The following is a 21,415-nucleotide window of genomic DNA, read 5'->3' on the forward strand; positions in this document are numbered from 1 at the left end:
GATCACCCGTTTTTCCGAGAGCAACCAATGGCAATGGCGAGAGCGCACACCATGAAGCCCCTTTCCGAAGCGGCATTCGACACCCTGCCGAAAATGTTCTGGCATGGCGTGGCCGAGCGCGGCGACGCGGTCATGATGCGGCAGAAGGATCTGGGCGTCTGGCGCAGCTACCGCTGGCGCGAAGTGGGCGAGATCGTGGCCGATGTCGCCGCCGGCCTGGCCGAGCTGGGCCTGCAGCCGGGCGAGGTGGTGTCGGTGCTGTCCAACACCAACCGGGAATGGGTGTGGAGCGACCTGGGCGCCTTGACGGCCGGCGCCGTGGTAAGCGGCATCTACCCCACCGATTCGCCTGCGCAGGTGGAATACCTGTGCCACGACTCCGGCAGCGTGATGCTCTTCGTGGAGAACGAGGAGCAGCTCGACAAATACCTGGAAGTGCGCGAGCGGCTGCCACGGCTGCGCAAGGCGGTGGTCTACGACATGGAAGGGCTGGCCGGCTACGACGACCCGGACGTGCTCAGCTTCGACGCGCTGCTGGCACTCGGCAGGCAGGTGCGGGCGCGAGAGCCGGATCTGGTGGCGCAACGGCTGTCCGCCGGCAGTGCCGATGCGCTGGCGGTGCTCGTGTACACATCGGGCACCACGGGACGGCCCAAGGGCGCGATGCTGTCGCACCGCAATGCGCTGCGCAGCTGCCTGACGCTGCGCGAGTTCCTGCCCGCCACCACCATCGGCGAGCGCATGGCCTTCCTGCCGCTGTGCCACGTCTCGGAGCGGATCTTCGGCGAGTATTACTCGATCCTGTCCGGCGCCGTCATCAACTTCGTCGAGAACCCGGACACCATCTTCGACAATATCCGCGAGATCCAGCCCGATGCTTTCCTGGCGGTGCCGCGCGTGTGGGAGAAACTCTATTCCAGCGTCACCATCGCGGTACGCGAGGCCACCCGCCTGCAGCGCTGGGCCTATGACTGGGCCATTGCCGCCGGACGGGCCCGCGTGCACGAAGACGGCCAGGCAAAGCCACTGCCGCCCGGCGCGCGCCTGAAGCTCTGGCTCGCCGATACGCTGGTACTGGGTAACGTGCGCCGCATGATGGGGCTGAACCGCGTGCAACTGGCCGTGACCGGCGCGGCGCCGATCTCGCCGGACCTGATCCGCTGGTATATGGCGCTGGGCATCGTGCTGCACGAGCTATGGGGCATGACCGAGATCACCGGCGCGGCCACCTGCAACCCGCCGGGACGGACGCGGCCGGGCAGCATCGGCATCGCCTTGCCGCATACCGAGGTGAAGATCTCCCACGAGGGCGAGTTGCTGGTGCGCGGGCCGCAGGTGTTCATGGGCTACCTGAACCTGCCCGGCAAGACCGCCGAAACGATGGTGGACGGCTGGCTGCGCACGGGCGACGTGGGCCGGGTGGACGGGCAGGGCTATTTCTATATCACCGACCGCATGAAGGACCTGATCATCACCGCCGGCGGCAAGAACGTCACGCCGTCCGAGTGGGAGAACCAGCTCAAGTTCAGCCCTTACGTAACCGACGCCGTCGTCATCGGCGATCGCCGGCCCTACCTGAGCTGCCTGGTGATGATCGACCAGGACAACGTGGAACAGTGGGCGCAGGAGCACGACGTGCACTTCTCCGACTACGGCTCGCTGTGCCGCAGCAAGGAAGTGATCGCGCTGGTGGGGCAGGAAATCGACAAGGTCAACAAGCAGTTTGCGCGGGTCGAGCAGATCAAGGCGTTCCGGCTCATCGAGACCCGCCTCGGCGCCGAGGACGAGGAACTGACCCCGACCATGAAGCTCAAGCGCAAGCTGGTCAACGACAAGTACAGCGCGCTGATCGAGTCGATGTACCTGGCCAAGGTGGCCTGAACGCAAGCGGCCCCAACAGGAGGCGCCATGAGCGATGCAGACAAAGCGGTTCCCGTCAGCCTGGTGCGGCACGGCCGCATCGGCCTGCTGTGCATCGACCATCCGCCGGTGAATGCGCTCTCGGTGGCCACGGTAGCGGCGCTGGATGCCAGGGTGGCCGCCTTCGAGGCCGATCCCTCCCTCGATGGCTTGCTGATCTGGTGCGCGGGCCGGACCTTCGTGGCCGGTGGCGACATTGCCCAGTTCGACGCGCCGGATTTCTCCGCCGCGCCTTACAACCGCATCCTGGCGCGGATTGAAGCCAGCGAACGGCTGGTGGTGGCGGCCCTGCACGGCACCGCGCTCGGCGGCGGGCTGGAACTGGCGCTGGCCTGCCATTACCGGGTGGCCTTGCCCTGCACGCGGATCGGGCTGCCGGAGATCAAGCTGGGGCTGCTGCCGGGCTCGCTCGGTACCCAGCGGCTGCCGCGCGCCTGCGGGGCAGCGCTGGCACTGGACCTGATGCTGAGCGGGCGCCTGCTCGACGCCGAGGCGGCGCTGGCCGCCGGCATCGTCGACGCGCTGGTGCAGGGGGAGCCGCTGGCCGCGGGCCTCAACTTCCTGGAAGACCTGCTTGAGCGTCTGGCGCCGCCGCGACGCCTGTCCACACTATCCGTACCCGTGGCTGGCCTGTCCAAGGACTTCTTCCCGCAAGCCATGCAACATGCCACGCAGCAGCGCGCGCACTATCCCGCCGCCGCGGCCATCGTGCAAGCGGTGGAAGCGGCAGCGACGCTGCCATTCGCGCAGGGCGAGGCGATGGAGGCAGCCTTGCTCACCGCCTGCGTGGCCTCGCCCGAATCGCGGGCGCTGCGGCACCTGTTCTTTGCCGAACGGCAGGCGGCACGCGTGCCCGGCATGCCCGCGGGAGCGGCGCCGCGCGCGCTGCACACGGCAGGCGTGGTCGGCGCCGGCACCATGGGCAGCCGCATCGCCATGAGCCTGGCGGATGCCGGCTTGCCGGTGACGCTGGTGGAAGCCAGCGGCACAGCGCTGGCGAGGGGCCTGGCCTCGGTCCGCGCCCAGTACGAAGCCAGCGCGGCGGCGGGGCGGATACAGCCGGAGCAGGTCGCCAGGCGCATGGGCCTGATCGCGGGAACCCTGGACTATGCAGCGCTGGCCGGCTGCGAGTTGGTGATCGAGGCGGTGGACGAGGACATGGCGCTCAAGCAGCATGTGTGCGCCCGGCTCGGGCGCATCTGCAAGCCCGGCGCGATCATCGCCACCAACACCTCGACGCTGGATGTGGAAGTGCTGGCCGAGTCCAGCGGCCGGCCCGCCGATTTCGCCGGCGTGCATTTCCGCAATCCGGCCAATGGCGGGCGGCTGATCGAGGTGGTGCGCGGCAGCGCCACCGCGCCGGATGTGCTGGTGACGGCCATGCAGCTGGCCCGGCGGCTCGGCAAGGTGGCGGTGGTGTCGGGCGTGTGCTTCGGCTTTATCGGCAACCGCATGGCCGAAGCCTACCTGCGCGAGAGCGAGTTCCTGCTGATGGAAGGGGTAAGCCCGGCGCGGCTCGACGCCGTGATGCAAGCCTACGGCATGGCGATGGGCCCATGCCGCATGCTGGACCTGGCCGGGATCGACGTGGGCGCCAAGATCGTGCTGGAGTACGGCAAGGCCGGCGGGCTGCCGCCCGATCCCGCCTACCGCGCGGTGGTGCGCACGCTGTTCATGCTGGGGCGGCTCGGCTGCAAGAGCGGCGCGGGCTATTACCGGTATCTGGATGGGCAACCGGTGCCCGACCCCGAAGCGGAACGCATCTGCGCCGCGCTGGGGCGCGCGCACGGCATCGCCCGCCGCATGGATATCGCCGATGCCGAGATCGTCGAGCGCCTGCTCTATCCCCTGATCAACGAGGCCGCCAAGCTGCTGGAAGAGGGCGTAGCGTGCCGGCCCGGCGACATCGACATGGTGTGGACCGCCGGCTATGGCTTTCCGGATTACCTCGGCGGCCCGGTCTGGCAGGCCGACAGCATTGGCCTGCCGCGCATCGTGGCGGGACTGGAGCGCTATGCGCGGCTGCGCGGCAATCCTTACGACTACTGGGACATCTCGCCGTTGCTGGCGGCACTGGCGCGGGGCGGGCAGCACTTGTCCGGCTGGTCGGCACCGCCGGCCGCGGCCGATACGCCTGCAACGGCGGAGCAGGGCCGTCCCGCCATGCCCATCTCGTTATCGCCGGATCCGCTGGCCGGGCAAAGCCGGATCCAGTCTGGACCCAAGCCGCCGCAGAGCGTGCATTGACCAAGGCAGTCCGTCAGTTCCTATATCCATAGCGCCATAAAACAAGGAGACAACCATGATCCTGAAGACCACCATCGCCGCACTTGCCCTGGCGCTAAGCGCCGGGGCGGGCGCGCAGACCCGCGGCGTCACCGACAAGGAAATCGTGCTCGGCCTGATCACCGATATGTCCGGCCCGATCGTCAACTACGGCAAGGAATCCCGCAACGGCATGACCATGGCCGTGGAAGAAATCAACGCCCGCGGCGGCGTGCAGGGCCGCAAGCTGCGGGTGGTGGTGGAAGACAACGGCTACGAACCCAAGCGTGCCGTGCTGGCGGCGCAGAAGCTGGTCACGCAGGACGGCGTGTTCGCCATCATCGGCCACCTGGGCACCGCGCCCAATATGGCCACGCTGCCGATCCTGGTGCAAAGCAAGGTCTTCAACTTCATGCCGCAGAGCGCCGCGCGCGACATGTATGAGCCCGCCAGCCCGTACAAGATCGCGCTGGGGCCGTCCAATTTCCTGATGTCCACCACCATCATGGATTACTTCTTCAAGCAGAAGCCCTACCAGCGGGTGGGCGCGCTGTACCAGGACGACGACTACGGGCGGGAGTCGGTGGAAGGCGTGCAGGCCTATCTCAAGGCCAGGAACATGACCCTGGTGGAGAAGGTGTCGTACAAGCGCGGCGCCACCGATTTTTCCTCGCAGATGGCGCGGCTCAAGGCGGCCAACTGCGACCTGGTGTTCAACGCCTCCACGATGCGCGAGTACATCGCCTCGGTCCAGGAAGCGCGCAAGATCGGCTTCAACCCGGTTTTCGCCGGCACCTCGGCCAATTACGCGCACCAGGTGCCATTGCTGGGCGGCAAGGCCATGGAAGGCCTGCATGCGGCGGCCTTCATCATGCTGCCCTATGCGGATGATGCAAACCCGGCGGTGCGGCAATGGGCTGCCGCCTACAAGAAGCGCTTCAATGAAGACCCGGGCGTGTACTCGATGTTCAGCTACTACGCCTACACCACCTTCGCCACCATCGCCGACAAGGCCGGGCGCAACCTGACCGCCGAGTCCTTCAACGCCGCCATGGAGTCGACCAAGCTGCCGCAAGACACGCTGGGCAACCCGGGCTTCAATGTCTCCGCCAGCAACCGCCTGAGCAACGACCGCATCCGCATCATGAAGGTGGCTGGCGACAAGTGGATTCCCGCCAGCGATCTGCTGCCGCCGCCCAAGATGAACTGAGCGCGGCGAGCCACAACGGGATGGCGATCCCCGCCGCCATGACAGGCGGCGGGTCTGGAGCAACGGACAATTGGAGACAGACATGAGCACAGCAACGGAACAGGCGCGCGAGCGCATCGGCCGCATCGCCCTGGGCGATGTGGTCCACCGCTCCGCCCGGCGCTTCGGCGCCCGGACGGCGCTGATCGAGGGCGACCATAGCCTGAGCTATGCGGCGTTGAACGCCGCCACCAACCAGTTCGCCCACTACCTGCTGGCGCAGGGAATGCGCAGCGCCGAGCGTGTCGGCATGCTGTGCAACAACTCCATCGGCATGATCGTGGCGCTGCTGGGAATCCAGAAGGCGGGCATGGTGTGGGTGCCGATCAATACGGCCCTGGCGCCGGACGCGATCCAATACATCCTGGAACACGCCGAGGTCACGCGGCTGGTGGCGGACGCGTCAGTGCTGGCGCGGCCCGGCATCGCGGAACTGGTGGCGGCGCTGGGCATTCCCGTTGTGCTCCTGGAGCCCGCAGGCGAGGTGGCAGGCGACCTGGCGGGCTTGGCCGCGACGAAGTACTCCGACGCGCTGGCCGGCCAGCCGGAGGCGCTGCCCGACGTGGATATCGCCAGCGGCCAGCTGGCGCAGATCATGTACACCAGCGGCACCACCGGCCCGCAGAAGGGCGTGATGCATTCCCACGCCTCGGTGCACTCGGTGCTGTCCGCCAACCTGGTCGATACGGGCTGCGGCACGGCGCGGGAGGTCTTTACCTGCCTGCTGCCGATGTTCCACTGTGCCCAGCACGGCAATACCATGAGTGCGCTGCTAGGCGGGCACACCGTGGTGGTGGGTCGCGGCTTCGATCCCGCCCGCGTGCTGGCCGACCTGGCCCGGCACCGCGTCAGCGTCGTGGTGGCGCTGCCGATGATGTACCGGGCCATGCTGGAGCACCCGCAGTTCGCCAACACCGATCTTTCCAGCGTGCGGCTGTGCATCTACGGCATGGCGCCGTTGCCCAAGAACCTGCTGCTGCGCCTGCTGGATGCGTTCTGCCCCAACTTCGTCCTGTGCTCGGGCCAGACCGAGATGTACCCGGCGGCCACCATCTTCGAGGCGGAGGAACAGCGCAAGCGCTTCGGCGCGTACTGGGGCGTCGGCACGGTGGTCAACGAGGTGGCGGTGATGGCCGACGACGGCAGGCTGCTCGGCCCCGGCGAGCCGGGTGAGATCGTGTTTCGCGGGCCCAACGTGATGCTGGGCTATTACAAGGACCAGGAGGCCACCGCCCGCGTGCAGCGCTTTGGCTGGCATCACTCCGGCGACCTGGGCGTGCTGGACGAGGACGGGCAACTGCTGTTCCTCGACCGCATCAAGGACATGATCAAGACCGGTGGGGAAAACGTACCTTCGATCAAGGTCGAAGAAGTGCTGCTGCGCCATGCCGCCGTAGCCAACGCGGCGGTGGTAGGCCTGCCGCATGCACGCTGGGGCGAGGCGGTGACGGCGTTCGTCACGCTCAAGCCAGGCGCGGCGGTGGAGCAGGAAGAGCTGGGCGCCCACTGCAAGGCGCATCTCGGCGGCTTCGAGGTGCCCAAGGACGTGGTGCTGCTGGCCGCGCTGCCGGCGACTTCCACGGGAAAGATCCAGAAGTTCGAGTTGCGCCAGCGTTATCGGGAACACTACGATGTGGCGGGAGCGCCGGGCTGACCAGCGCACGGTCCGGCCCCTGGCGCCACCGGGCCGGAACGCCTGGTCATAGCCACCTGACGCAAGACGCAGCCGGCTGCTCCGGCTACGCTGCTTTTTGCGCCGCGGCACGGCAGCACCGCCCGGCCAGCGTCGTCCGAAGCACCCAGACCGCACAACCAGCAGGCCTGACGACGCACCAACCGGCGCGCGGACAGCGCCCGGCAGGAGACAAAGGACATGCAGATGCAAGCACAAGGCATTGCGTGCCCGCCAGCCATGACCTTGGCGCCCGGCGCCAGGGCAGGGACCGGCAGGGTAATGTGGCTCACGCCGGAGCGGCTCTTCTACGCCGGCCTGCTGGGCTCGCCCTCGGTCCGCACCATGGGCGGCTTGCTGATTTATGTGGCTTTGCGCGCACCCATTCGCATCCGTTTCGACGGCGGGCCCTGGGCGTCCACGGAACTGGCGGTGGTGCCAGCCTATATGCCGCACTCGGTGGCCTGCGATGACCGCATGATCTGCGACCTCGGGCTAGAGGCCGAGAGCATCGACCTCGCCCGCCTGCCGTCTGTGATCCGCGGCCGGGTGGGGCCGGTGGACGATGCGGCATTCGTGCGCCACGTGCGCCAGGCCCACGCCTACCTGAGCGAGCGCGGACGGGAACTGGACCTGCAGGCGGACAGCTTCGACCAGATCTTCTTCGGCCATGCGCTGGCGCCACGCCGGCTGGACCCACGCATCGAAGCCGTGGTGCAGCGCATCCGCAACGCGCCCTCGGCCACCGCCACGGCCGGGTCCTGCGCCGCATCGGCCCATCTTTCGTTTTCGCGCTTCCTGCATTTGTTCAAGGAAGAGGTCGGCACGCCGTTCCGCAGCTTTCGTACCTGGAAACGCGCCCGCAGCCTGCTGCACTATGTCACCCAGGACTCCAATCTGGCGCATGTGGCGCTGGATACCGGCTATCCCGACTCCACGCACTTCAGCCACTCCATCCGCCAGGTCTACGGGCTCAAGCCCAGCGACATCTTTGCCGGCTCGCGCAAGCTCGCGCTGATCGGCGAGCGGGTGGCGGTGGGCGGGGGTATGCCTGGCTAGGCTGCTCCCGCAACAAGCTCGGATTTCCTGCTCCGTAACACCTGGCAACCGGGCTTTGGCACGGCTTGACAGCGGTCGATCTCGCCCCTTCCTACCCACTAAATTGGTAAAATGCAAATACCCATTAAATTGGTATTTGCAGAATACCCACACTACTCATAAAATGATTTTACGCACATAACGGGTACGCCCGGACCACCAAGATGAAACAACTGCTCTCCACCGCCGGCCAGCTAGGGCAAGTGCTGCAATCCGCACGGCGTGCGGCGAAGCTGTCCCAGACGGACCTCGCCTCGCGCCTGGGCATCAGCCAAAGCCGCGTCTCCCATATGGAGCTGAACCCCGGCAGCATCAGCGCGGATCAGTTGCTGGCGCTGGTCGGCAGCCTGGGCCTTGAGCTGGTCGTCCAGGACAAGCGCCCGGCCGGCGCCGATTCCCCGACGGTGGAGTGGTAGGCATGGGCCGCAAATCGCATGCGCGGGCGCTTTCGGTGTGGGCCAATGGCGAGCGGGTAGGGACGTGGCGCATCCCCACGCGGGGCGATATGGAATTGCAGTACGACCCCGGCTGGATCGCCTCGCCCGCCGGCCGGCCCTTGTCCCTGTCGCTCCCCTTCGGCGTCGATGCTTCACCGCTGAAGGGCGACAGGGTGCGCAACTACTTCGATAACCTGCTGCCCGACAGCGACGCCATCCGCAAGCGCCTCGCCACCCGCTTCAAGACAGCGACCACGGAGGCCTTCGATCTGCTGGAAGCCATCGGCCGCGACTGCGTCGGCGCGGTGCAGTTGCTCGGCGAAAGCGAGCAGCCGGTGGGCCATGACCGCATCGACGGCACGCCGCAGTCTGATGCCGATATCGAAAGACTGCTGCGGCAAATGGTCGGCTCGGCCGCCCTGGGCGCACAGGGCGATGACGACGACTTCCGCATCTCCCTGGCCGGCGCGCAGGAGAAGACTGCGCTGCTGTGGCACGGCAACCAGTGGATGAAGCCCCACGGCGCCACGCCCACCACCCACATCCTCAAGCTGCCGCTCGGGCTGGTGGGCAACAAGCGGGCCGACCTCAGCACCTCGGTCGAGAACGAGTGGCTCTGCCTGACCATCCTCGCCGCCTATGGCCTGCCGGTCGCGCACAGTGAAATCAAGACCTTCGCCAGCCAGAAGGTCCTGAGCGTGCAACGCTTCGACCGGCAACCGCACTCGTCGGGCAACTGGATCCTGCGGCTGCCGCAGGAGGACTTCTGCCAGGCGCTGGGTGTCGCTCCTCACCTGAAATACGAAGCGGACGGCGGCCCGGGCATGCGCGATATCGCGCAGATCCTGCGGCAATCGACCCACGCCGACGAAGACCTCGAGTCCTTCCTCGCCACGCAGATCCTGTTCTGGATGCTGGCGGCACCCGACGGGCATGCCAAGAATTTCAGCATCCGGTTGCTGCCCGGGGGGCGTTACCGGATGACACCGCTCTATGACGTGATGTCGATCTGGCCGGTGGTCGGCAACGGGGCGAACCAGTGGTCGTGGCACAAGGCCAAGCTGGCCATGGCGGTGGCCGGCAAGAACCGGCACTACCTGTTCAAGGACGTGCAGCGCCGGCATTTCAACGCGATGGCGCCCAAGTGTTTCCACGGCCCGGATGCCGAGGGCATGATCCAGCGGCTCATCGCGCAAACGCCGGCGGTCATCGGAAAGGTCGGCGCGGCCTTGCCGGCTGGTTTCCCGCAGAAGGTGGCGGACAGCATCCTCCAGGGGCTGGAAGCTTCCGCCAGACAGCTCGAGGCAATGCCACCTGGATAGCGGCGGGGCCGGGCACCGGCGCGCCGACCACTTTGCGCAAGACGAAGTGCGCGGCGCAGCCTATGGTCGAGGCATGCCGGCAGTGCCGCATGGAATCGCCTGCCGGTTTGTGGCCGGTTCCCATGCCACATGCCCCCGACCCCAAACGGCAGCCACGCCGGCTGCCTGCCGACTGACAGGACCCACGATGAGCCTCCAGACCCTGCCGCCGCTCGCACACTATTTCACGGCCGAGCACGAACAGTTTCGCAGCACCCTGCGCGAATTCGTCGCCCGCGAGATCTCGCCGTTTGTGAACGAATGGGATGAAGCCGGGACCTTTCCCCGCTCGCTGTACCGGCGCGCTGCCGAGATCGGCTTGCTCGGGCTGGGGTACCCGGAGCGCTTCGGCGGCACGCCCGGCGACATCTTCTACCACCTGATCCAGGCCGAGGAATTCGCCCGCAGCGGCTCGGGCGGCGTCAATGCGTCGCTCCACTCCCACTCCATCGGTGTGCCGCCGATCGTCGCGGCAGGCAGCGAGGCGCTGCAGCAGCGCGTGCTGCCCGCGGTCATCGCCGGCGACAAGATCGCCGCGCTGGCCATCACGGAACCGGGCGGCGGCTCCGATGTGGCGAGCCTCAGGACCACGGCCGTGCGCGACGGCGACCACTACGTCGTCAACGGCGAGAAGACCTTCATTACCTCCGGCATGCGCGCCGATTTCATCACCACGGCGGTGCGCACCGACCCTGCCAACAAGGGCGCGGGCGGCATCTCCCTGCTGCTGATCGAAGGCAACCCGCCCGGCCTGACCCGCACCGGACTGAAGAAGATGGGTTGGCTCGCCTCCGACACCGCCCACCTGCATTTCGACAACTGCCGCATCCCCGCCGCCAACCTGATCGGCGAGGAAAACCGCGGATTCCAGATCATCATGCGCAACTTCAATTCCGAGCGGCTGGGGATGAGCGCAAGCGCCTATGGCTATGCCGAGGCCTGCCTGCAGGAAGCGCTGGACTGGGCGCGCCAGCGCAACACATTCGGCCAGCCGCTGGTGGAGCGGCAGGTGATCCGCCACAAGCTGGTCGACATGGCGCTGCGCATCGAGGCAGCGCGCAATCTCGTCTATGACCTGGCTTACCGCGTCCAGCACCAGGCGGGAGACCCCGCGCAACTGGTGGCGCGCACCTGCATGGCCAAGATCCAGGCCACGCAGGCGATGCAGTTCYGCGCCGACCAGGCCGTGCAGATCCTGGGCGGGATGGGTTTCATGCGCGGCACGCTGAGCGAACGTGTATACCGGGAGGTCAAGGTCATGATGATCGGTGGTGGATCCGAGGAAATCATGAAAGACCTGGCCGCGCGGCAGCTGGGCTTTTGAGGGGAGGGGCCCGGGTGGCATCGGCTTCCATGCCGCCCGCAGACCCGCCTTATAATCCGTCCGGAAAATCAGCCGCCGGGCCCCGCCGGCGGGCGAGCGCGTCCTGGAACCGGCCGAATGCCTTCGTACCCCCTCATCCTTTGTCTCACCTTTGCCGTCGTTGGCAGCCTCACGGTTGCCGTGGCCGCGTGGACCAGGCGGGACGACCCCACCGTCAAGGCCTTCCTGATGCTGGCCTTCGGCTGCGTGATATGGAGCGGCGGCCGCCTGCTGGAACTGAGTTCCTTCGACCTGGAAACCCGCGTGATGTGGGCCAGGCTGCAGTACTTCGGCATCGTCGCGGTACCGATCGCCTGGCTCTGCGCCATGATCCAGCTCAGCCGGCCCAGGTTCGTCATTCCCTGGTCATTGCTCTCTATGCCCATCGTGATCAATATCGTGACGCTGGGCCTCGTCTTCACCAACGAACGGCACCACCTGATCTGGGATTCGATCGCGATGGTACCTGGTGGCCGGCCACCCGGCGCGGTCTTCACCCATGGTCCGGCGTACGCGGTGGTGGCTGCCTATTCCTACCTGCTGTTACTGATCAGCCTTTACTTCCTGCTGACGGCCCGCGTGCCCAGCAGCAGCCTGACGCGGGGCGGGCGCGCCGTGCTGGCGGGCGGACTGGCGCTGCCGCTGGTGGCCAATATCGCATACCTGCGTGGATGGACAGGGCCGCTCGGGGGCGACCTGACCCCGGCCACCCTCTCCGTGATGACGGTGCTGGTGTGGATATGCGCGCTGCGCGGGCACCTGGATGACGTCGGGCACTATGCCAGGCTGCGGGTGTTCGATGCCTTGCAAGAGGGTTGCGTAATCGTGAATGCGGACGACATCATTGTCGATTTCAATCCCGCCGCCCGCCGGCTGCTGGAAGCCGTGGAACGCGGCAGCCCATACCCGGCAGCCTGGAATGACGCAATCGCCGCCAGCCGCTCGGGGATGCCCGGTAGCGGCGCATCCCACCTGATTTCGGAGGAGCGGGTCGACTACGAGCTCACCGTGGACCCGGTACGCAACCTCAACCGGCAGCCGGTAGGGCGCATTGTGTTCCTCCGCGACGTCACCCGTTTCCGCTCGCGCGAACAGGCACTGACTTCGGAAAACTCCACGCTGGCGGTGCGGCTGGGCGAAACCGAGGAAAAGCTCTCGCGCATCGAGGCCGACCTGTACCGCGACGCGCTGACCGGGGTGTTCAACCGGCGGTTCTTCCAGCGCGAGGCCGCCGCCGCGCTGGCCAATGCGTTCGAGCAGGGCATCCCCGTCGGCCTGCTGATCATCGACGTCGATTACTTCAAGCAGTACAACGATCTCCACGGCCACGTGCACGGCGACGAATGCCTGCGCCAGGTCGCCGGCGCCCTCGGGGAAACCATGCGCAACGGCCCCGGCGACTTCTGCGCCCGCGTTGGCGGCGAAGAGTTCGCCATCGTGCTCCCGCACATCTCGCCGCGCGAAGCCGGGGAGGCCGGATTGCGGCTGCTCCAGGCCGTGCGCTCGCTGGCGCTGCCGCACGGTGGCTGGCCCCAACACCCGTATGTCACCATCAGCGTCGGCGCGGTTTGCGAAATCCCGGCATCACCGTTCCTGGAGCCGATGCTGGAGAAGGCCGACGCCGCCATGTACGAAGCCAAGCGCAATGGCCGCGACCGCTTCGTGATACGCGACGCGCTGGCATTGCCCGCGTATCCTGCTTAGCCATTGCCGCGGGCGGATTGCATCCGCGTGACTGCGCATATGCGAGCGCTCTGCGCGATGGCGCGCCCTCCATGCTGCGGTATTCCGTGCCAGCCCATTCCCGCTGAGGCGTGAGCCCGTCCGGCCACGGAAGCGGCCGCTCTCAATTCCGTCTGCCGGAAATGCGGGGCTGTATCGGACGGCATTAACGCTTACTCTGGACTCATCAAAAACGGGCGGGGATAGGCGCGAAAGTGGCGCCGGGTCCCGCACTGAAACCAGACCGGAGACGCAAGTGCCGAATTCAATCCCTCTCTTTGGCCGCATGCTGGCCAAACTGGCCATTCCCTTCGCCGCCATGGCCGCGCTGGCGCCATTGGCCGCCACGGCGGCCTACCCGGAAAAGCCGATCCGCCTCGTGGTGCCTTTCGCCCCCGGCGGCGGGACCGACCTGATCGCCAGGACCATGGGGGTCACGATGTCCCAGGACCTGGGCCAGCCCGTGATCGTCGACAACAAGCCGGGCGCTGGCACCATCATCGGCTCCGACGTGGTGGCCAAGAGCGCGCCGGACGGTTACACGCTGGTGATGGCGACGCTGGCCCACGCGGTCAACCCGAGCATCCACGCCAAGCTGCCCTATGCGACCGACAAGGCATTCGCCCCCGTGATGCTGGTAGGCCGGTCGCCCAACGTGCTCGTGGTGCGCCCGGACAGTCCTTACAAAACAGTCCAGGACCTGATCGCGGCCGCCAGGGCCAAACCGGGAAAGATCTCGTTTGCCTCCCAAGGCCCGGGCACCTCGGCGCACCTTGCCGGCGAGTTGTTCAAGTCGCTGGCCAAGGTCGATCTCAATCACATTCCTTACCGTGGCGCCGGCCCCGCGATTACCGACCTGCTGGGCGGGCAGGTCGACGTCATGTTCGCCACCGCCTCGGCGGTCGGACCGCAGCTGGAAAGCGGCAAGCTGCGCGCCATCGCGGTGACCACCGCGCAACGCTCCGCAAGCCCGGTGCTGGCCAAGGTTCCCACCATCGCGGAGAGCGGTGTGCCCGGCTATGTGGCCGAAAGCTGGTACGGACTGTTCGTGCCGGCCGGCACGCCCGCCCCGGTGATCGCCCGCCTCAATGCGGCAGCCAGGAAGGCCGTACAGACCGACGCGTTCCGCAAGCGTGCCGAAACCGAGGGCCTTCAGGTCAGTGCGGGCACGCCAGAGGAATTCGGGCGCTACGTGCGCGGCGAAGAGGCCCGCTGGAGCCGCGTGGTCAAGGAAGCCAAGATCACCGTCGAGTAATCCCGCCGCATCGGCAACACATGATGCGCAAGGCCAATCGCATGGCCACCAGACAAAGAGAGACCAACCAATGACCACCACCTCGCTGATCACGCTCGACATCGATGCCGGGATCGCCACCTTGTCGCTGAACCGCCCGGAAAAACGCAATGCCATGACCGATGACATGCGCACCGAGCTGATTGCCGCCCTCGAACACGTCACGCAGGACAAGTGCATTCGCGCGCTGGTCCTCACCGGCAACGGCAAGGGCTTTTGCGCGGGCGGCGACGTAGCCGGCATGCAGCGGCGCATGGACGCGCCGCCGGGCGAAGTTGCCTTCAATGGCTGGGCGCGCCAGCAACGGGTGCACCATACGGTCGCGCTACTGCACAACATGCCCAAGCCGACCATCGCCGCGGTCAATGGCGCCGCGGCCGGGCTTGGCGCGGACATGGCGATGAGCTGCGATTTCGTGATGGCGTCGGAAAGCGCCAGCTTTGCGTGGTCCTACATTCATCGCGGCCTGATCCCGGACGGCGGCGGCATGTATTTCCTGCCGCGCCGCACCGGCCTGGCCAAAGCCAAGGAACTGATCTTCAGCGGCCGCAAGGTCGATGCCGCCGAGGCGCTTCAGCTTGGCATCGCCGATCGCCTGAGCGAGCCGGAAACGCTGCTGGCCAATGCGCGCGCCTGGGCCGCCGAGCTGAGCCAGGGGTCGGCCACCGCCCTGGCGCTGGGCAAGTCCATCCTGAACCAGACCTTCGAACTGCCCGCCGGCCAGGTGTTCGCGCAGGGCAGCCAGGCACAGGGCATCTGCTACACCAGCACCGAGCACCGCGAGTCCGTGCTGGCATTCCTCGACAAGATGGCGGCAAAGGGAAAGGCCTGACACCATGGACACAGCAAACACACTCTCCGTCATCGGCCGCCTGGTCAAACCGCGCAGCGTTGCCATCATCGGTGCTTCCGCCGATGCGGCCAAGACCGCCGGACGCCCGGTTGCCTACCTGAAGAAGCACGGGTTCGCCGGCGCCATCTACCCCGTCAACCCAAAGGTGAGCGAGATCGACGGCCTGCGCTGCTATCCGGATGTCCGTTCGCTGCCCGAGGTGCCGGATGTGGGCATCGTCCTGCTTGGCGCGGAACGCGCCCATCTGGCAGTTCGCGACCTGGCCGCCCGCGGCACCGGCGCCGCCATCGTGCTGGCCAGCGGCTATACCGAAACCGGCGCCGAAGGTGCGCGGCGCCAGGCCGAGCTGATCGAGGCAGCGGGCGCCATGCGCTTGCTGGGCCCCAATACCATCGGCCTGGTCAACCTGACCGACAACATCCCGCTGTCGGCCAGCGGCGCGCTTGAGATGGCCCATTTTCCCGCCGGCAACATCGGGGTGGTCTCGCAAAGCGGAGGCATTCTTGGCGCCTTGCTGTCACGCGCCGCCGCGCGTGGCATCGGGCTGTCCAAGCTGGTTTCCACCAGCAATGAAGTGGATCTGGAGCTGGCGGATTTCATTGACTACCTGGCCGATGACGAAGCCACCAGGGTGATTGCCCTGTACGTCGAAAGCGTACGGAACCCGGAAAAATTCCGCGCCGCCGCGCTGAAAGCCGCCAGGGCCGGAAAGCCGGTGGTGGCCTTCAAGATCGGGCGCTCCGAGGCCGGAGCCCGGGCGGCGGTATCGCACACGGGCGCGCTCGCCGGCGCGGACCGGATGTACGATGCGCTGTTCAGGCAGGTTGGGGTGATCCGCGCGGAAACCTTCGCGGACCTGCTGGATATCCCCGCCGCGCTAGCCACCGGCAGGGTGCTGCGCGGCAACCGGATCGCCATCCTGACCTCGACAGGCGGCGCCGGCACCCTGGTATCGGACAGCCTCGGGATGTCCGGCTTCGAGACGCCCCCGCCCGATGAAGCCACCGCGCAACGGCTGCGGGCGCTGCAAAAGGGCGATCACGCGGCGCTGGATCGCAATCCCATCGACGTCACCCTGGCAGGCCTGCAGCCAGACCTGTTGCGCGGTGCGATCAGGGCACTGCTGGATAGCCCGAGCTACGATGCCGTCGCCGTGATCGTCGGATCGTCGGGACTGGCGATGCCGGACCTGATGGCAAGCGCGATCCAGCAATGCCTGCCCACCAGCGACAAGCCGATCCTGGCATATGTCAGCCCACATGCGCCGCAGGCTGCCAGCTTGTTGAACGAGCGCGGCGTGCCCGCGTTCAGCGCGCCGGAAAGCTGTACCGTGGCATTTGACGCAATGCTGCGCGCCGCGCAATGGCGCGAGACGCCGGCAGACCAGGCTACGACGCCCGGCTTGCCCGCCGCGCATGCCAACGCCGTCCGCGCCGCAGCGGACTACCCATGCGGCGCGCTCGACGAAGCGGCCGCAAAGCAACTGTTCGCGCGCTTCGGCATCCCCGCCGTGCGCGAAACCATCGTCGCGAACGGAGAAGAGGCAGCCGCGGCCGCCTGCGGCCTGGGCGCGCGCGTGGTGCTGAAGATCCTCTCGGCCGAGATCACGCACAAGAGCGATGTCGGCGGCGTAGCCGTCAACCTGTCGCCAGAAGACGTGGCGGGCCGCCTTTCGGGCATGTGCGCCGACGTGCACGCGCATACCGGCGTGGTGCCGCGGCGCTTCCTCGTCCAGGAGATGGTCAGCGGCGGTGTCGAGATGATCCTCGGCATGCACCGCGATGCCCTCGGCACCGCGATCCTGCTCGGCATGGGCGGCGTCGCGGCGGAGCTGTTCAAGGACACCACCCTGCGCATGCTCCCGCCGGCGGGGGGGCTGTCGCGCGCCGAAGCGCTGGGCATGATTCGCGAACTCAAGACCTGGCCGCTGCTGGATGGCTTCCGGGGGYGGCCCAAGGCTGACGTCGACGCCCTCGCGGACGCCATTGTGGCTTTCTCCGCCATGACCGCAGCCTTGGGCGAGCGGCTGGTGGAGGCGGAGATCAACCCGGTCTTTGTGCTGCCGGCCTCCCAAGGAGTGAAGGCGGCGGATGGCGTTGTCGTGCTGGCGGACTAAAGAGGGCAGGAGAGGGCGTAAGAGCGCGCGCAGAGTCGCAATGTGCCCGGTTCCGCGAGCGCTGGCTATGTCAAACTCCGCTCCGATACGCTTGATTCCGGCTACCGGAAATCGGCCCCATCAGGAGCAACGCCTTGAACCCCGAACAAGCACTGACGAGAGCGCGAGGAAGAGCGACCAGCACGTCGGCAAACCGCTCCCTCGAACGCGGCATGGAGATACTCCGGGCCTTTCGTCCGGGCTCGGAGGTACTGGGCAACGGCGAGCTGGCCGAGCGTACCGGCCTGCCGCGCTCCACCGTCAGCCGGCTCACGCAAAGCCTGGTGGACGCCGGCTTCCTCCAATACGACCCAACGCTGCGCGCCTACCGGCTCGGCGCACCGGTCCTCAGCCTGGCCCACGCCATGCGCAGCGGCTCGGTGGTCCTGCAAGCGGCGGCACCGTTGATGCGCGAACTGGCGCAAAGCCAGCACATCAATGTCGGGCTGGCCATGGCCGATCGCGACGAGATGGTCTACCTGGAGTCCATCCGCTATAGCCGCAAGGTCTCGCTTCGCACCGTGGTGACCGGCCAGCGCGTGCCGATGGAGCATACGTCCCTGGGCCGCGCCTACCTGGCCGCAGCCCCGGCGCGGGAGACCAAGGCCTTGCTGGAAGGCTTCGGCAAGCGCCTGCGCGCCAACTGGCCGGCGCTGGAGCAACAGATCGCGCAGGGCATCGAGCAGGTACGGAAGCACGGCTGGTGCATGGCCAGCTGGCAGCCGGAAGTGGTCGCGCTTTCCACACCGCTGGTGTTCAAGAGCTACGCAATCCACATCCTGAACGTCAGCACGGCCACGCAGGCAACGCCGGCCAGCGCCGCGCGCCTTCTCAAGCCGCACCTGATGCAGCTGGCGGCGCAGATCCGGAGCGCGGTGGGGGATGAGGCGCCGTGATCGGGTTAAATGAGGTCCCAGATCTCGTCGAGTGCTTCGCGCGGGAAATCATTGCGCCAGGCTCCACCGTTTTTCTCGCGAGCGAGCGGGAATTCACCACGCCACGTCTGAGTTGCTGACGACTCATAGGATTTCCTGATGTTCTGGATCTCCTTCTGGCACTCCTGCGCACTGCACTTGCTCCCGGCAAGCCGCTGAACCGCGGCGGGCCAGCGCTCCGGCACTTTGACCACCTGACACTCGAACTTCACGAGGCTCGTCTGCATCCCACCGTTCGACTTGGCCTGCCTGGAGGTCAAGGACTTGCATTCGGTCCGATTCTTGGCGTTCAGTACGCTCTTCATCAACTCCATCACGGAAGGCTTCAGCGCTGGCTGCAATTGGGCAGGGAACAGTTCCAGAATATCCTTGGCCATGTCATCTGGATATTCCTTGTCAGCCTTGACCAGATCAGCAAACGACGCGAAATCCCCCGTCTGTCCCGCGATTTTTCGGGCGGGCCTCAGATAATTGTTCAGCGAGTTTACGCTGCTTTCGTCATGATTGATGATGGTCTTTATGTACAGATCAGCCACATTAACTGGCGTCATCTCTTCCGCGAAAACCGGGCTCGCGACCGAGACGGTGGATGCAGCCAGCACCAATGCGGTAGTGAACAAACCATTCAGTTTCTTTTTCAACTTTATTCTTCTCAGGTTACGTTAACTTTAACTTCGAACAAATCGGCCAACTTTGCATTTACATGCGTTCCATCCCGGACGGAAGAGCGAAGTAGACGTTGACCGGATCGGGACGTTCCGCATTGTACGTCGAATAAGTGCACAATGAACCTCTTTTTAGAGGTATCCCCGCACTCCACCGACTGGCGGGAGAAGGGGCAATCCTGGTCCCATCTCCGACTGCCCGGCAGCCGGATATCCCTCAGCAGTAGGTCGAACACTACTGACACGGGCATGACGAAGAGCGGGTTGCAGGAAAGCAAGTCTCCTTCTCAGCTGATCGACGCGAGAATCAAGGAGCTAGACGACTGGCGGGGCAAGATGCTCAACCGGCTCCGTACTTTAGTCAAGGAAGCCGATCCTGAAGTCGTCGAGGAGTGGAAGTGGAGAGGGGTTCCGGTGTGGTCGCACGACGGATTGATCTGCACAGGCGAGACTTACAAGAATGTCGTGAAGATGACCTTCGCCAAAGGGGCGGCTCTGGTGGATCCTTCGGGCCTTTTCAACTCCAGTCTTGACGGAAACACAAGGCGTGCCATCGACTTCCGCGAGGGCGAGAAGATAGACGAGGAGGCGTTGAAAACTCTCATTCGCGCCGCCGTCACCCTGAACAAATCCAAAGCCCAAGGCTAGTCCACGGCACCAGCCGTTAGACCGTCCTTTACGACGGCCTGCCTACTAGTAGCCCGCCCCAGATCCAGCTGGATGTCGACATGGCCACCATCTTGGGCTTCTGATTGGAAAAAACGGMCATTACAACTTAGCCCTGACAGGTTTTTGTCTAGGCTAGATTCAGATGTCCGGTCTTTGGCTAGATCAGAATGTCCGGTCTAGTGCAGGATGGTGTTGGTTCTCTTGCGTCTTTTTCTTGGCTGTTTCCGTAACGCAGTCGAGCTGGCCTGAGGCGGTAACGTATCTACAGGGTGGGGCGGTTGCGCCAGTTCATCGATGGCGCGACGCAAGTCTTCCGCGTTCAGTTGCCGTTGTGGTTTCGTGCCGGGTGTCGCTGGTTCCCGCTGCTGCCGCGGTTTTTGGCCAGTCAGCGTGCGCGACGGTGCCGCCTGGATCCGACGATTGTCGCGCTGGGCCTGCACGCGCTGSGCGATCTCCAGCACATGCCCTAGCCGCTTGTTCTCCACCACCGCGCCCTGATCGATCTCGGACAACCGGTCATAGAGAACGTAGGGCAGGGCAGCGCCATCGGCCCACAGCTCGATACGGCCGTCCGGATATTCGGCCACTTCGATGTAACGATGAATCAGGGGCCGATGCTCGGGTTGGTCGGTGATGAGGTACAGCTTGCGATCGTACTGCAGCGTCAGTCGGTTGGAGACTTTGCGCCATTCGCGCCAGGTAAAGATGCGCTCGAGGTCCTCGTCGGGTCGTACGAGACGGTGCGCATTGAAGTCGCTTCTTGGCACCTTGGCGAAGCGCACATTGAAGTCCGCCAGGAAGACCGGGGCAAAGGCATTAGCCTCGGCCAGCGTCKCGATGCCGCGCTGGCGCAGTTCCTTGACCAGCCGGTCCTGCAGCGTGCCATTCATGCGTTCCACGCGGCCTTTAGCCTGACTGCTATTGGCACACAGGCTCTCGATATTCAGCTCGTACAGCACGCGCCCGAACTGCGTATAGTCCCGCCCYGTGGTGACACCTTTGGCATTGACCCGAAAGATGCTGGCCTTGTCGCTGTAGAACGCCACCGGCTTGCCGTGGCGCTCGATATAGGCGCGCGTCGCGGCAAAATAGGCGAAGGTTGACTCGGTCGGCACGAACAGCAACTGCATCAGCCGGCTGGTGGCATCGTCGACATAGACCAGCAACGTGCACATGGGGGCGCGATCCTCGAACCATGCATGCTCGCTGCCATCGATCTGCACCAGCTCGCCCAGGCAGGCGCGGCGGCTTCTCGGCTGGTACATCTTGGGCGGACGCAGCTTCCTCGGGACCCAGAAGCCGGCGTCGATCATGATCCGGCGCACGGTCTCCTTGGCCAGCTCGATGCCATGGCACTCGCGCAGCTTCTCGCAGGCCAGCGTGGGACCGTAATCGGCGTAATGCTCCTGGATTAGCGCGCGTGCCTGCGCTTCGAGCATCCTCGGCAGTTGGCGATGGCCTGGCTGCCCGCGCTGGCGCGACAACAAGCCCATAGGGCCATCGGATCGCCAGCGCTGGACCAGCCGCCGGACCTGTCGCGCCGTCAAATCCAGGCGCTCCGCGGCACGCCATTGCGCCAGGAGGCCCTCGGCCGTTGCCTGAATGACCTTGAAGCGGTCAACTTCGCGCAGACTCATGGTGATCAACCCCCGATCCTTCATGGCGCGCTCCCGTCCAGCCCAGGCGCTACCAGTATAGGTCTATCCAGAGGACATTCTGATGTGGCTGGAAGCGGACATTCTGATTTGGCCTCTACA

Annotated in this window: 16 protein-coding genes; 14 read left to right on the top strand and 2 right to left on the bottom strand. The window is 66.0% G+C overall.

Annotation, left to right across the window (positions count from 1 at the left end; genetic code table 11):
- Positions 1 to 51 precede the first annotated feature (51 nt).
- The 13 genes from AC1DN0_RS20050 (at position 52) to AC1DN0_RS20110 (ending at position 18,285) form a co-directional block, all read left to right on the top strand.
- Positions 52 to 1,881 (top strand): AMP-dependent synthetase/ligase, encoded by a 1,830-nt coding sequence (locus AC1DN0_RS20050; protein WP_441629607.1) that lies wholly within the window; start codon positions 52 to 54, stop codon positions 1,879 to 1,881.
- Between the two features lie 27 nt (positions 1,882 to 1,908).
- Positions 1,909 to 4,167: a 3-hydroxyacyl-CoA dehydrogenase NAD-binding domain-containing protein gene (locus AC1DN0_RS20055; RefSeq protein ID WP_441629608.1), complete on the top strand. Its 2,259-nt coding sequence runs from the start codon at positions 1,909 to 1,911 to the stop codon at positions 4,165 to 4,167.
- Positions 4,168 to 4,222: 55 nt separating this feature from the next.
- Positions 4,223 to 5,395 (top strand): ABC transporter substrate-binding protein, encoded by a 1,173-nt coding sequence (locus AC1DN0_RS20060; RefSeq protein ID WP_441629609.1) that lies wholly within the window; start codon positions 4,223 to 4,225, stop codon positions 5,393 to 5,395.
- 82 nt (positions 5,396 to 5,477) lie between these two features.
- Positions 5,478 to 7,088: a class I adenylate-forming enzyme family protein gene (locus AC1DN0_RS20065; RefSeq protein ID WP_441629610.1), complete on the top strand. Its 1,611-nt coding sequence runs from the start codon at positions 5,478 to 5,480 to the stop codon at positions 7,086 to 7,088.
- A gap of 219 nt (positions 7,089 to 7,307) precedes the next feature.
- On the top strand, positions 7,308 to 8,165 hold the full coding sequence (locus tag AC1DN0_RS20070; protein WP_441629611.1) for an AraC family transcriptional regulator: 858 nt from the start codon (positions 7,308 to 7,310) through the stop codon (positions 8,163 to 8,165).
- Between the two features lie 203 nt (positions 8,166 to 8,368).
- A complete protein-coding gene (locus AC1DN0_RS20075) occupies positions 8,369 to 8,620 on the top strand; it encodes a helix-turn-helix domain-containing protein (RefSeq protein WP_441629612.1) in 252 nt (83 codons plus the stop codon).
- Between the two features lie 2 nt (positions 8,621 to 8,622).
- The gene (locus AC1DN0_RS20080; RefSeq protein ID WP_441629613.1) at positions 8,623 to 9,963 is read left to right on the top strand and encodes a type II toxin-antitoxin system HipA family toxin; all 1,341 of its coding nucleotides are present in this window, start codon (positions 8,623 to 8,625) and stop codon (positions 9,961 to 9,963) included.
- Between the two features lie 187 nt (positions 9,964 to 10,150).
- Complete coding sequence (locus AC1DN0_RS20085; RefSeq protein WP_477145942.1) at positions 10,151 to 11,326, top strand: acyl-CoA dehydrogenase family protein; 1,176 nt, start codon at positions 10,151 to 10,153, stop codon at positions 11,324 to 11,326.
- A 117-nt stretch (positions 11,327 to 11,443) separates the two neighbouring features.
- A complete protein-coding gene (locus AC1DN0_RS20090; protein WP_441629615.1) occupies positions 11,444 to 13,069 on the top strand; it encodes a histidine kinase N-terminal 7TM domain-containing protein in 1,626 nt (541 codons plus the stop codon).
- Between the two features lie 304 nt (positions 13,070 to 13,373).
- Positions 13,374 to 14,342 (top strand): tripartite tricarboxylate transporter substrate binding protein, encoded by a 969-nt coding sequence (locus AC1DN0_RS20095; RefSeq protein ID WP_441629625.1) that lies wholly within the window; start codon positions 13,374 to 13,376, stop codon positions 14,340 to 14,342.
- 70 nt (positions 14,343 to 14,412) lie between these two features.
- Complete coding sequence (locus AC1DN0_RS20100) at positions 14,413 to 15,213, top strand: enoyl-CoA hydratase/isomerase family protein (protein ID WP_441629616.1); 801 nt, start codon at positions 14,413 to 14,415, stop codon at positions 15,211 to 15,213.
- A gap of 4 nt (positions 15,214 to 15,217) precedes the next feature.
- Complete coding sequence (locus AC1DN0_RS20105) at positions 15,218 to 17,350, top strand: acetate--CoA ligase family protein (protein ID WP_477145943.1); 2,133 nt, start codon at positions 15,218 to 15,220, stop codon at positions 17,348 to 17,350.
- Positions 17,351 to 17,484: 134 nt separating this feature from the next.
- The gene (locus AC1DN0_RS20110) at positions 17,485 to 18,285 is read left to right on the top strand and encodes an IclR family transcriptional regulator (RefSeq protein WP_441629618.1); all 801 of its coding nucleotides are present in this window, start codon (positions 17,485 to 17,487) and stop codon (positions 18,283 to 18,285) included.
- Positions 18,286 to 18,290: 5 nt separating this feature from the next.
- Here AC1DN0_RS20110 and AC1DN0_RS20115 read toward each other — a convergent pair whose 3' ends face one another.
- Positions 18,291 to 18,965: a hypothetical protein gene (locus AC1DN0_RS20115; RefSeq protein WP_441629619.1), complete on the bottom strand. Its 675-nt coding sequence runs from the start codon at positions 18,963 to 18,965 to the stop codon at positions 18,291 to 18,293.
- A gap of 273 nt (positions 18,966 to 19,238) precedes the next feature.
- On the opposite strand from AC1DN0_RS20115, the gene AC1DN0_RS20120 reads away from it, so the two are divergent.
- Positions 19,239 to 19,637, top strand: coding sequence for a DUF1801 domain-containing protein (locus tag AC1DN0_RS20120; protein ID WP_441629620.1), 399 nt, complete (start codon positions 19,239 to 19,241; stop codon positions 19,635 to 19,637).
- 197 nt (positions 19,638 to 19,834) lie between these two features.
- On the opposite strand, the gene AC1DN0_RS20125 is transcribed toward AC1DN0_RS20120, so the two are convergent.
- Positions 19,835 to 21,319 carry an ISNCY family transposase gene (locus AC1DN0_RS20125; RefSeq protein ID WP_477111831.1) on the bottom strand — a complete coding sequence of 495 codons (1,485 nt, stop codon included), beginning with the start codon at positions 21,317 to 21,319 and terminating at the stop codon, positions 19,835 to 19,837.
- Between the last annotated feature and the right edge of the window lie 96 nt (positions 21,320 to 21,415).

The sequence above is a fragment of the Cupriavidus sp. 05N39 genome (assembly GCF_056397325.1).

What these genes read in the sequence shown, in the direction of transcription:
- AC1DN0_RS20050 (WP_441629607.1), top strand. Translation starts at nt 52, where the DNA reads ATGAAGCCCCTTTCCGAAGCGGCATTCGACACCCTGCCGAAAATGTTC.
- AC1DN0_RS20055 (WP_441629608.1), top strand. Translation starts at nt 1,909, where the DNA reads ATGAGCGATGCAGACAAAGCGGTTCCCGTCAGCCTGGTGCGGCACGGC.
- AC1DN0_RS20060 (WP_441629609.1), top strand. Translation starts at nt 4,223, where the DNA reads ATGATCCTGAAGACCACCATCGCCGCACTTGCCCTGGCGCTAAGCGCC.
- AC1DN0_RS20065 (WP_441629610.1), top strand. Translation starts at nt 5,478, where the DNA reads ATGAGCACAGCAACGGAACAGGCGCGCGAGCGCATCGGCCGCATCGCC.
- AC1DN0_RS20070 (WP_441629611.1), top strand. Translation starts at nt 7,308, where the DNA reads ATGCAGATGCAAGCACAAGGCATTGCGTGCCCGCCAGCCATGACCTTG.
- AC1DN0_RS20075 (WP_441629612.1), top strand. Translation starts at nt 8,369, where the DNA reads ATGAAACAACTGCTCTCCACCGCCGGCCAGCTAGGGCAAGTGCTGCAA.
- AC1DN0_RS20080 (WP_441629613.1), top strand. Translation starts at nt 8,623, where the DNA reads ATGGGCCGCAAATCGCATGCGCGGGCGCTTTCGGTGTGGGCCAATGGC.
- AC1DN0_RS20090 (WP_441629615.1), top strand. Translation starts at nt 11,444, where the DNA reads ATGCCTTCGTACCCCCTCATCCTTTGTCTCACCTTTGCCGTCGTTGGC.
- AC1DN0_RS20095 (WP_441629625.1), top strand. Translation starts at nt 13,374, where the DNA reads ATGCTGGCCAAACTGGCCATTCCCTTCGCCGCCATGGCCGCGCTGGCG.
- AC1DN0_RS20100 (WP_441629616.1), top strand. Translation starts at nt 14,413, where the DNA reads ATGACCACCACCTCGCTGATCACGCTCGACATCGATGCCGGGATCGCC.
- AC1DN0_RS20120 (WP_441629620.1), top strand. Translation starts at nt 19,239, where the DNA reads ATGACGAAGAGCGGGTTGCAGGAAAGCAAGTCTCCTTCTCAGCTGATC.